The sequence below is a fragment of the Flavobacterium sp. FlaQc-48 genome (assembly GCF_044007335.1).
Classification (GTDB): Bacteria; Bacteroidota; Bacteroidia; order Flavobacteriales; family Flavobacteriaceae; genus Flavobacterium.
The window spans coordinates 489844-501736 of sequence record NZ_JBIPCR010000003.1 but is presented as its reverse complement, the minus strand read 5'-3'; the positions used below and the strand labels follow the sequence as shown (position 1 = coordinate 501736).

Sequence of the window (11893 nt, the reverse complement as noted above, 5' to 3'; positions counted from 1 at the left end):
CGTGATATAATAATACATTACTTTAAGAAGGTTCAAAGAAGCAAAGGCTCAGAGGTGCAAAGGTTCTGAGTTACTAAGCTACTAAGATTTCAGAGGCTTTGTCAAAGTTTAAAAACTTTGACAAAGCTTTTTTTATACCGTCATTTCTGCGAAAACAAATTTTCATGACAAACCATATCGCGTAGATGTAATCCCTACGGGATAAAATGCTTGGTGGTTTAATCATATTCTACCAATATATAATCTCTACGAGATATAATAATACAAATTACTATTTGGTAAATCATCATTTTTACTCCGTTAGGAGTTTAATATTGGTAGAAAAAAAAATAAGAAAAAAATGAAAAAATGTCCCGGAGGGACTACATCACAACACACAATTAAAGCAAGAAAGGCTGTCGATTACGACAGCCTTTCTCGCTTTAATTACTCAACATCCAGATAAGGATTTAAAATTTCCGCTAATTCATTCAGCCAATAAAAACCGTTTTCAAGACTTGTTTTGTCTATCTCAAGGGTTTCAGATTCCCGCATTATACTTAAAGCAAGTAAATAATTTACTTTTCGAATTGCTTTCGCCATAAGTTTTGGATCAATCTTATTGTTGAAAAAATCAGCCAACTTCAATTCTGTTTCTTTTGATAAGGTGTTTGTAATCATAATTTCGAACATTTAGGAAATATGAAGCCCGCACAATTTAGGTGTCCTACGCTGTTCAAGGCGTTGCGGTTGTTTCCAATACCGCCACCATCCTGCACGGGCAAAAGTTTTACGAAAATCATAATTTGAACAGCTAGGACCGCGAAGATACCAAAAAAAGAACGAAAATGACTATGTAATTAATTTTTAAGTAGAAAAAAAACTTATAAAAACCCGAATAGCTTAGATGTCCAACGCCTTTCAGAGCGTTACGGTTGTTTCCAATACCGTCACCATACTAAACGGGTAAAAGTTTTTATTTTTAATATTGCACTAACACAAAGTTGTTCACGACATTCTTTTCATTCTGCTAAACAAGGGATCACACAAAAAACTCTGTTCCTAATGTTATTAGTCTTTGCCAAATATTTAATATGGTCTTTTTCCGTCGAAACGACAAACTTAGTAAAAATATTCATACGAAAACAATTGCCGTAGCCCCGATAGAAGTGAAAATCCTTTTGTGGCGGGGTTCGCCACAAAAGATTGAAACGGATAGCGGGATTAGCTCCTAAAAAATATTAGAACCAAAATGACATTTTACAAACGAATTTTATTTTTTAGCCGATAAATACACGCCAATTAAAATAACAAATGCTCCAAAAAACTGAATTGGCGTTAGCATTTCGTTGTCTAATAATCCCCAGAAAAAGGCAACTATCGGGATCAGATACGTTACTGATGTTGCAAAAACAGGCGAAGACATTTGTATTAGTTTAAAAAATACAACATTTGCAATTCCGGTTCCTAAAACACCTAAAATCAGGACAAAGAAAATAGAATGCTGTGTAATGTCTGTATGTATCTGCTCCGAAATATGGGTTGTACTTAAAATGATCAACGCAGGTATTAGCAAGACAGCAAAATTTCCTGTTGTGATGCTCAACGAATTGAGATCTGATAAATATTTCTTGATTAAATTGACATTGATTGCATAACAAAGCGTGGCAATGACTACCAAACCAACATAATAATAATTTTGTCCCGGATGTGCCGATGCACCACTCAAAACGAGCAATAAACAACCCACCAAGCCAACAAAAACGCCTAAAACCTGTCGTTTTTGAAACTGGATCCCAAAAGCAATTATTCCTAAAACTAAAGTATTTAGAGGGGTAAGCGAATTTAAAATCGCCACAATCGAACTATCTACCTCGGTTTCTGCAATCGCAAAAAGATAGGCCGGGGTAAAAGTTCCAAAAACAGATGTTATGGCAACAAACTTCCATTGACGGCGCGAAATCTTTTTTAGGCTTTTAAAACCTACAATCAATAAAAACAGGGCTGCAAAAATAATTCGGAAAGAACCAACCTGAACAGCCGTCAGACCAACCAAACCTCTTTTGATCAAAATAAAAGAACTTCCCCAAATAAGCGAAAGAACAAATAAATAAGCCCACTTTAATTGCTTTGCATCCATAAATACCATTTTGATGCAAATTTGTAATAAATTTATGAACTGACCTCTTCCTTTTTATTAATTTTGCAAAGAACATAACGATCACATTAAAAATCATATCTAATGAAATTTACAAAGATTATAGCGGCTTTTGCCATAGCAAGTTTAGTATTGGTAAGCTGCAAAAAAGAAGAAGATAAAAACCTGGCCAATATAAAGGCCGTCGAAACAGTTTCTCCTAAAGAACACAAGGCAATTGCTGCCGAAAATGTACAAACTGCAAGTTTTGCAATCGAAGGAATGACGTGTGCTATGGGATGTGCAAAAACAATCGAAAAAGAATTATCGAATTTAGACGGTGTAGAAAAAGCAACGGTTGATTTTGATAAAAAAACAGCTACGGTTGTATTTGATAAAACAGTTCAAAATCAGGAAAACCTAACTAAAGTTGTTCAGGCAACCGGAGATGGAAAAACTTATAAAGTTTCGAATTTCAAATCGTAATTACGACAATATACCATAAAAAAAGGGCGTTCAAACTGAACGCCCTTTTTTTATGTTTTGATTTTTTTTATTTCCACTTCAAGGTTTCCATTAGCCTCTGCATATCATTTTTGATATAACTTGCTGCCGGCATAACGGAGTCGAAATTTGGTTTTGCATAAAAGTAAACTGATCCTGTTATAAAATGTTTTGTACTGTCTGTTACGTAAAACTGTGAGTTTGTAGCCGCATTTCCGTCAACCTGATAAAACATTCCGTACACCTTTTTTTGCGGGTTTAGATACGGTTGCTCCAGTATATCATCGGCTTTAATAACATGCTCATACGTTAGTTTTTGAGCGTCTTTTAATAATTTATTAATATCCCCGTTTACAGGTTTATAAGTCAGGTAAATTGTCGCTTTCATTTTGGGATAGGTAATTGCAAATCCGCAATCTTTCTCGCCTTTAATGACCGCGGCTTCGTTCATTTCAAAAGTAAACGGACAAGTATTTTCAAAACCAACATATTTTGCTTCAGGATAATCCAGACGCAAAAAACTTACCGGCTTAGGCACCACATCATCTTTACAACTTAAAACAGTCAATGCCAGTAAAATTGTCGCTATTGAAATTGTTTTTTTTAACATGCTAATCTATTGTTACTTTTATTTGTTTTACACGCTTTTTATCTACTGTTTCTATGGTAAAGACACAGTTTTCGAAAGCAATTTTTTGATCTTTTTTTGGAAAATTTCCTAAGATTTCTAAAATAAATCCGGCCAGTGTTTCGGCTTCGCCTTTATGCGACTCAAAAACATCTTCATTTACATCCACGATCCTGTAAAAATCTTTCATGTTTATTTTGCCTTCAAAAAGAAAATTCTTTTCGTCTATTTGCGAGAAATTCAAATTCTCATCATCAAACTCATCACTAATATCCCCTACTATTTCTTCAATAACATCCTCAAGAGATACTAATCCTGATGTTCCGCCATATTCATCGACTACAATCGCCAAATGGCTTTTAAGGCTCTGAAAATCCTTTAATAGATTATCCAGTTTTTTATTTTCAGGAACAAAAAAAGCTTCCCTGACCAAAGACGACCAGTCGAATTCTTCTTTATCAATATGAGGCAATAAGTCTTTTACGAATAAAACGCCTTCAATCTGATCGATATTATCCCGGTAAACAGGAATTCTGGAAAATCCTTTCTCAATTATTTTAGGGCAAATTACTGAAAACGATTCTGATATTTCTAATGCAAAAATATCAATCCTCGGGCTCATAACCTGCTTGGTATCTGTGTTTCCAAAAGAAACAATTCCTTCCAGTATTTTTTGCTCTTCACTTGATGTACCTTCAGAATCGGTAAGTTCCAGCGCCTGCGAAAGCTGATTTATAGAAAAGCTATTCTTTTGTTTTCCTAATTTATGGTGCAAATATAAGGTAACACTACGCATAGGCAAACTAATTGGCGATAGTAATTTATCTAAAACAGCAATGGGGTACGCAACGCGTTTTGCAAATTTTATATTGTTTCGGCTCGCATAAACTTTAGGCAAAACTTCACCAAACAACAAAATTAGCGACGTTACGAGAATTATTTCGAGAATAAACTTTAAAACAGGAGAACTGATCTGATCAAAGATATTCTGTCCTATAAAAGAAAAAAGAATCACAACACCAATATTAAAAAAGTTGTTGGCGACCAATAATGTTGCTAAAAGCTTCTTGGGTTTATCTAAAAGATTAGAAATTATTTTTCCTTTTGTATGGTTTTCCTGTAAAGCTTCATCAATATCTTTTTGAGATAAAGAAAAAAGTGCAACTTCGGCACCTGAAACGATTGCTGACAGAAACAGCAAAATAAATATTCCGACAAAACCAATAATCAAATTGATGTCTAAAATTGTAGTAAAAAATAAACTGGGCTCCGGGTCCAAATTAAAGAAGATTAGTTAAACAATCAAAAAGGCAAATCATTTATAGGCAAGCCTTCATTCGCTGCGTCAAAGTTAGTATTTTTTACGGATTCAGTATCCTGGTGCGGCTTATGATTTCCTGTTTCTTTTTTGGTAGTCAGGAAAGTAAATTCTGTAACCTGAATTTCTGTAGTATATTTTGTTGTACCATCTTCAGCCTGCCACTGTCTTGATTTAATACGTCCTTCAATATAGATTTTATCGCCTTTAGAAAGGTATTTTTCGCAAATTTCTGCGGCTTTATTGCGCACAACTAAATTATGCCACTCCGTTGAAGTTATTTTTTCATTGGTGGTTTTATTAATATAAACTTCGTTTGTAGCCAGCTGAAAGCGTCCAATGCAATTTCCTCCATCAAAATAATGCATTTTTACATCATCACCCAAATGGCCAATTAGCATCACTTTATTTAATGTTCCGTTCATAGTTTTTTAGTGGTATTTATCCCAAAGATACATTTTTTTAGCAATTTATTTCCTGCTTTTCAATAAAATTATAAATCACAACAGGAAAAGGAAAAGTCTTTAAATCACTGGTATTCAATCCGTTTTCTATTTTTTCAGCAATTTTAACCTTCCAGAACTGAATATGAAGATGTTGGTGCGAAAGCTTATGAATTACTGTGGTTTCATTACATTCTTCTATACCTAATATAGTATAAGAAGAAAAAATGTCATTTTGAACAGCTTTTGAAACCACATCAAATCCAACAATTTCGGTAGTTTCCAAAAGCGGGAACTCGTATAAATTATGCCAAATTCCTTTAGCCGTTCTTTTTTGAATTAAAGTATTGCCCAAAACATCTTCTAAAATCAGATAATTAAAGAAACGATTCGTTACTTTTAGTTTTTTAGATTTTACCGGCAAAGCAGCAACTTTCTTTTTCTGAAGTGCCGCACAGCTATCATTAAAAACACAAACGGGGCAATCAGGACTTTTAGGCACGCATTGCAAAGCACCAAATTCCATAATGGCCTGATTAAAAATCGCCGGGTTGTCTTTTGGCATTAATTCATGTGCCAGTTCTGTAAATTCTTTTTTAGTTGCCGGCAAAGCAATATCTGATTCGATATCGAAATAACGGGAAAGCACCCTGAAAACATTTCCATCGACAACCGGAACGGCTTCATTATAAGAAAAAGAGGCAATTGCCGCAGCGGTATATTCGCCAACACCTTTTAAGGTTAGTAATTTTTTAAAGCTATCGGGAAAAACCCCATCTAACTCATTTGCGACATATTGAGCCGTTTTATGAAGATTTCTGGCTCGGGAATAATACCCTAATCCCTGCCAAAGTTTCAAAACCTGCTCTTCGGAGGCATTTGACAAATCAAAAACGGTAGGAAATTCCTTGGTAAACGAGAAAAAATAAGGCATTCCCTGCGCAACCCGGGTCTGTTGCAACATAATTTCTGAGAGCCAAATATGGTACGGATTGGTCGTTTTTCGCCATGGTAAATCACGTTTGTTTTGTAAATACCATTTTATCAATATGTTAGAAAAATTCATTGCAAAATACTTAGAATACAAAAGTAAATGTTTATGTAATTAAAATTTAACGAATTAGCTTGATTAATTATTTTTTTAATTCCTATATTTGCAAACTCAAAAAAATAGTACACCATTTATAAAAATAAAATAGGAAAGAAAATGACGAAAGCAGATATCGTAGCGAAAATTTCAGAGAAACTAGGTCTTGAAAAAGGAGATGTTCAAGCAACAGTAGAAACTTTTATGGAAGAAGTTAAAACTTCATTAGAAACTGGAGACAATGTTTACCTAAGAGGTTTTGGAAGTTTCATCGTAAAAACCAGAGCTGAAAAAACAGGTAGAAACATTTCTAAAAACACCACTATCAAAATTCCAGCACACAACATTCCTGCGTTTAAACCTGCAAAAGTTTTTGTAGAAGGAGTAAAAACAAATAACGAAGCAAAATAATACTATTAATTAATCATAAAATCGACACGATATGCCAAGTGGTAAAAAAAGAAAGAGACATAAGGTAGCTACTCACAAACGTAAGAAAAGAGCGAGAGCTAACCGTCACAAAAAGAAAAAGTAGTTTTAAACTACTTTTTTCTTTTTAAACGTTCATTGAAATTGAAAAAAGATGAAAGAAAAAAGAAAAATAGAATATAGACGTAAAAATCTATCTTCTTTGCTCTATTTTCTACTAATCTTCTTTTCCCCGGGTTCAATACCTGTTAAAAATATTGTTTAATCCATCTGTAGATAAGATTTTAGATTTTGGATTTTAGATTTTAGATTTTTATAATCTATGTTCTTTTCTCCATATTCTATTTTCTGAAAAAACAGATAAAAATTTACAGTGTGAATAAAGAATTAATCATTAGATCTAGTTCTGAAGCCGTAGATTTTGCCTTATTAAAAGATGGAAAACTAATTGAATTACACAAGGAAGAAGAGAAAAGCAACTTTCAAGTTGGTGATATATTTATTGCCAAAATACGAAAACCAGTTGCCGGACTTAATGCTGCTTTTGTAAATGTAGGCTTCGAAAAAGATGCCTTTTTACATTATCATGATTTAGGACCTAACTTAGCTTCCCAACTGAAATTCATAAAACTTGTAAGCGCAGGTAAAATAAAAGATTTCTCCCTAAAAACCTTTCAGTTTGAAAAAGAGATTGACAAAGATGGCATCATTACTGATATTTTAAGTGCCAATCAATCTGTTTTAGTTCAAGTTGTAAAAGAACCTATATCGACCAAAGGTCCAAGGATAAGCGCTGAGCTTTCACTGGCAGGAAGATTTATTGTTCTCGTTCCGTTTTCTGACCGTGTTTCTATTTCTCAAAAAATAGAAGACAAAAAGGAAAAGGATCGTCTAAAAAAACTTGTTCTATCGATCAAACCTAAAGGATTTGGTGTTATTGTTCGCACAGTAGCCGAAGGCAAAAACGTAGCCGAATTAGAAAAAGATTTGCAGAACCTGCTTGGCAGATGGACTGCAATGTGTAAAAAATTACCAACTGCTCATCATCCTTCAAAAGTATTAGGAGAGCTCAACAGAGCTTCTTCGATATTAAGAGATGTATTCAATGATACCTTTAGTGGTATTCAGATAGATGACGAAGAGTTGTACCATCAAACGAAGGAATATCTGCAAGAAATTGCCCCTTCAAAACAATCGATTGTTAAGTTTTATCAATCAAATGACACTCCAATTTTCGAGAAATACAATATAGAGAGACAAATCAAAACTTCATTTGGACGTACCGTTTCCATGAGTAAAGGCGCCTATCTTATTATCGAACACACTGAAGCTCTTCACGTTATAGACGTAAACAGCGGAAACCGTTCGAATAAGGCGACCAACCAGGAAGATACTGCCATGGAAGTAAATATGATTGCTGCCGCTGAAATTGCCAGACAACTTCGTTTGCGTGATATGGGCGGAATTATCGTAGTTGATTTTATCGATATGTCTAATCCAGAAAACAGGAAAGTTTTGTTCGACTTCTTGCGAGAAGAAATGAGCGACGATAAAGCAAAGCATAAAATCTTACCGCCCAGTAAATTTGGTTTAGTTCAAATTACCAGACAACGCGTAAGACCAGAAGTTAATATTAAAACCAGAGAAGAAGATCCAAACAATGAACATGGCGAAATTGAAGCGCCAATTTTAATCATTGATAAAATCGCATCTGATTTAGATAGAATTTTAAAAACCCACAAGGGTGTTGTGCTTAATGTACATCCGTTTGTGGCTGCATACCTCAGTAAAGGTTTTCCATCATTACGTTCAAAATGGTTTTTTGAACATAAGAAATGGGTGAAAATCATACCTCGTGACGCTTACACGTACTTAGAATACCATTTCTATGATAAAAAAGGAAATGTTATTTCAGAATAAAAAACAAAAACCGCCTCTCGAAAGACTGGCGGTTTTTTTGTGCCTTATATTTAAATATTTGTCTTATAACACTACAATAAAGACTTATTGTAGCTGTAAAAACATATGAACTTAACTACATTTACAAAAATTTATTCCAATTAATTCAACAAAATATGCAAGTATCTACATCTTTTTACTCTTTATCTAAAAAAGAAGTTACGTATTGCCTTCTTGGAATTCTTCTTTTATTTTCTTCAAAGATAACAGCCCAAAACGATACCATCTATTTTGATCAGAATTGGAAAAACACCATTAAAAATTCTGCCGTTTATTACAGGATCAATCCCGTAAAAATAAAAACCAAAAATGCAATTGGCTACAAAATAGAATCTGTCGATTCACTGTACGTCATTAATGATTATTATGTAAAAAATGACAAACTTCAATTTGCAGGTTATTCTAAAGATAAAGATGGACAATACCTGGTTGGAAAAGCAAAATGGTATGATGAAAATAATAAACTTTTAGACTCAAGAGATTTCAATTACAAAACCAATAACGTAAATAAATTTAAATTTCCAGAACGGCCAATTATATATATAGATTATAAAATTGCTACTAAAAGCCAATTTATTGGAGGGATGGAATTCTGTTTGGATTGTGAAGACAAAAACAAGCTATTTTTAGGATTAGGATTTGGTCTAACTTCTTATAACCATACTTATTACGGCTTACCGGATTTACATTTATCCTATAATAGAGAAGTTCTATTTGTTAAGAGTGGACTTTCAGATAAACACGCATATGCCCTGGCAGGAGTTACGTTTTTAAATGTGATAGATTTAGGCTTTGGTTATTCACAACCATTTAATAACGATAAGATTCCGGTAATCAAAGGATTTACGTTTGGAACTACTTTCAGGTTTTCAAACAATCGAAAAGCATATACCCAAATCAGATTCATGTAATGAAATCTGAGTTATTCTCTAACAATTTCTATTTTCCTTCTAATTTCATTACCAAAAGCATCCACAACCGTAATATAATGTATTCCGGAAGTTGGCGTAATGGGCAATTCATGAAATGTTTTGGTCGTGGCTTTATAAACATCATCGACATACCAAAATAGTTCTCTATCCCTTTCTGAATAAGCTACTTTTAGAATTACAGGCTGAACTTCACTATTAAAATTCTTCGTTAAATAGATTTTACTATTCGTTTTGGGGTAAATAAAATCCATTGTAGTGGTTTGTGTTCCCTCACAACCTTCTTTAAACGGAGGCAAAGGCAAATACTCAATATGCTGGCTTTTATAATACCATGCCATTACAGGCGGCAAAACAAACCAATTTTTTGTGACTATATTATCAATGCTTTCACAACTGCTATTGACCTGAAATTTTTCTGTTTTATCTAAATGAACCGTTTTATGATAGGGACAAACTACAGTCGATTTTCCTTTTTTAGGAACCCATTGCTTGATTTTCGGACAACCGTCTTTTGCCAAATAACCACTTAAACGACACACTTCAACTTCAGCCAGATCTTTATAAGGCGTCTGAAACCATCTTTGTCTGGGTAATAAATTAAAAACATCAAATAAAATGGGTGCTGCACTGGTCACTCCTGTTAAGGTTGGTCTTCCCTCGCCCGTTGCATTTCCTACCCAAATCCCTACTACATATTTCGAATTTGTCCCTATGGCCCATGCATCTCTGTTTCCGAAACTGGTTCCGGTTTTCCAGGCAATTTTTAAAGAGCTGTCATAAAACTTCCAGGCTTCATCCCCTTCCGGCCTGTTTACTTCTTCCATCGCATTATACGTAAGCCAAATTGATCCGGCGCCTATAATATTCTTCTGATCACTTTCTGAACCAAAATCAGGCTCAAAACCATTTTTATAATTGAGTTCGGTAAATTCTTTGGTTCGGTATTTTCCCTGATTTTTAGTGTAATAATTCACGGTTGAAGATAAGCTGGCGTAAGTCCTGCATAAATCCCATAGATTACTTTCGGCGCCACCTAGAATAAGTGATAATCCGTAGTGATCCGGTGTTTTATTGATATCCCTTAATTTAAATTTCTGTAATTCTTCATAAAATTTATTCACGCCAAAATCCTGCAACATCAGAACTGCAGGAATATTCAACGATCTTGACAAAGCCCGATGGGCAGGCACAGCGCCATCAAACGTTAAATTGAAGTTCTGTGGTGTATAACCCGCAATTTGTGTGGGAATATCTGCCACTAAAGTATTTGGCAAAATTTCCCCGTCATCTAACATTCCGGCATACAAAAGAGGCTTCAGGATACTGCCGGTACTTCTGGGTGCATCAATAATATCGACATCTTTTTGATGATCTTTATCGGTTGGCGCATTCCCTACATAACTCATTACATTTCTGTTTGAAACATCAATGACCAAAATAGCTAAATTATTTACTTCGTTCTGTTTGTATTGATTGTAATAATATCTTGCAATTTGATTGACCCTGTTTTGCAAAGCATAATCAATCGTTGTCTTAACACGTGTCCCCTCTTGCTCTTTTGCCACTCTTTGCAATAAATGTGGGGCTATTTGAGGTAAATCGTACGGTTTTTGAGGCAACGGTTCTTCAACAGCAAGCTCGTAGGTTTGCTGATCAATTATTCCTTCCTGATGCAATTTCAGTAACAGCCGGTTCCGTTTATTGAGTAGTTTTATCTGATTTTTCCCGGGATAAATCAAACTCGGTGCGTTTGGCAAAACAGCCAAAGTAGCACTCTCTGCCCAGGATAACTGGTTCGACTGTACACCAAAATAACGCCATGCTGCCATTTCAAGCCCCACAACATTTCCTCCAAAAGGCGCATGAGCAGCATATAATTCCAGAATTTCGTTTTTAGAATATCCTAATTCTAATCGTGTTGCCAGAATAACTTCTATGATTTTTTCAAAATACGTTCTTCCTTTTCCTTTTCTGGATAATCGAATAACCTGCTGCGTTAATGTACTTCCGCCTCTGACTACTTTTCCCGCTTTCTTATTTTGCCTGATCGCATTTACCATCGCCACCGGATTAAAACCCGGATGCTTGTAAAAATATTCGTCTTCAAAATAAACAATACATTTCTTGAATTTATCAGGCACACTGTCTTGTGCAGGAAAACGCCATTGTCCGTCACGTGCAATTTTAGCGCCCAACAACTCGCCTTCTTTACTCTCAATAACGGTAGAATAAGGTTCCTGAAATAAAGTACGGGGTATGGAGAAATAATAAATCAGCAAGAGCAGAAACGCAATTGCTGATTTTATTTTATTCTTTTTAATCCAATTTATAATGCGTTGCGAGAACGCGATCAATTTATTTTTCAAAGTAATTCGAACTTTTTTAATATCCTAATAGGTTTTCAAAACCTGTTAGGTATCTTTTAGCAACCTGTAATTTAATATTTTTTATTCTAAACCTTTTAAATAATACCTAAC

General features: G+C 34.5%; 11 protein-coding genes. 4 read left to right on the top strand and 7 right to left on the bottom strand.

All coding sequences use genetic code 11. The features are described from left to right. Window positions 1-426: 426 nt before the first annotated feature. The gene (locus tag ACHRWY_RS07450; RefSeq protein ID WP_395353628.1) at window positions 427-660 is read right to left on the bottom strand and encodes a hypothetical protein; all 234 of its coding nucleotides are present in this window, start codon (window positions 658-660) and stop codon (window positions 427-429) included. 592 nt (window positions 661-1252) lie between these two features. After that, window positions 1253-2119: a DMT family transporter gene (locus tag ACHRWY_RS07445; RefSeq protein ID WP_395353627.1), complete on the bottom strand. Its 867-nt coding sequence runs from the start codon at window positions 2117-2119 to the stop codon at window positions 1253-1255. A gap of 102 nt (window positions 2120-2221) precedes the next feature. Between ACHRWY_RS07445 and ACHRWY_RS07440 the strand changes: the two genes are divergently transcribed. Then, entirely contained in the window at window positions 2222-2602 is a 381-nt protein-coding gene (locus ACHRWY_RS07440) for a heavy-metal-associated domain-containing protein (RefSeq protein WP_395353626.1), read from the top strand. 67 nt (window positions 2603-2669) lie between these two features. Here the strand turns inward: ACHRWY_RS07440 and gldD are convergent, their stop codons facing one another. From gldD to mutY, 4 genes are read right to left on the bottom strand one after another with little or no spacing between them, the layout of a single operon-like run. After that, window positions 2670-3230, bottom strand: a complete 561-nt coding sequence (gene gldD, locus ACHRWY_RS07435) for a gliding motility lipoprotein GldD (RefSeq protein WP_395353625.1) — start codon at window positions 3228-3230, stop codon at window positions 2670-2672. 1 nt (window position 3231) lies between these two features. Continuing rightward, on the bottom strand, window positions 3232-4527 hold the full coding sequence (locus tag ACHRWY_RS07430; RefSeq protein WP_395353624.1) for a gliding motility-associated protein GldE: 1296 nt from the start codon (window positions 4525-4527) through the stop codon (window positions 3232-3234). A gap of 23 nt (window positions 4528-4550) precedes the next feature. Continuing rightward, the gene (locus ACHRWY_RS07425) at window positions 4551-4991 is read right to left on the bottom strand and encodes a single-stranded DNA-binding protein (RefSeq protein WP_395353623.1); all 441 of its coding nucleotides are present in this window, start codon (window positions 4989-4991) and stop codon (window positions 4551-4553) included. Between the two features lie 37 nt (window positions 4992-5028). Then, window positions 5029-6075, bottom strand: a complete 1047-nt coding sequence (gene mutY, locus ACHRWY_RS07420; RefSeq protein ID WP_395353622.1) for an A/G-specific adenine glycosylase — start codon at window positions 6073-6075, stop codon at window positions 5029-5031. A 141-nt stretch (window positions 6076-6216) separates the two neighbouring features. Here mutY and ACHRWY_RS07415 point away from each other — a divergent pair, with 141 nt between their 5' ends. From ACHRWY_RS07415 to ACHRWY_RS07405, 3 genes are all read left to right on the top strand, one after another. Next, window positions 6217-6507: an HU family DNA-binding protein gene (locus tag ACHRWY_RS07415; RefSeq protein ID WP_007805026.1), complete on the top strand. Its 291-nt coding sequence runs from the start codon at window positions 6217-6219 to the stop codon at window positions 6505-6507. Window positions 6508-6900: 393 nt separating this feature from the next. Further along, window positions 6901-8445: a ribonuclease E/G gene (locus tag ACHRWY_RS07410; protein WP_055097045.1), complete on the top strand. Its 1545-nt coding sequence runs from the start codon at window positions 6901-6903 to the stop codon at window positions 8443-8445. Between the two features lie 155 nt (window positions 8446-8600). Next, window positions 8601-9395 (top strand): hypothetical protein, encoded by a 795-nt coding sequence (locus ACHRWY_RS07405; protein WP_395353621.1) that lies wholly within the window; start codon window positions 8601-8603, stop codon window positions 9393-9395. Window positions 9396-9406: 11 nt separating this feature from the next. Here ACHRWY_RS07405 and pbpC read toward each other — a convergent pair whose 3' ends face one another. Further along, on the bottom strand, window positions 9407-11782 hold the full coding sequence (pbpC, locus tag ACHRWY_RS07400; RefSeq protein WP_395353620.1) for a penicillin-binding protein 1C: 2376 nt from the start codon (window positions 11780-11782) through the stop codon (window positions 9407-9409). Window positions 11783-11893: the final 111 nt, after the last annotated feature.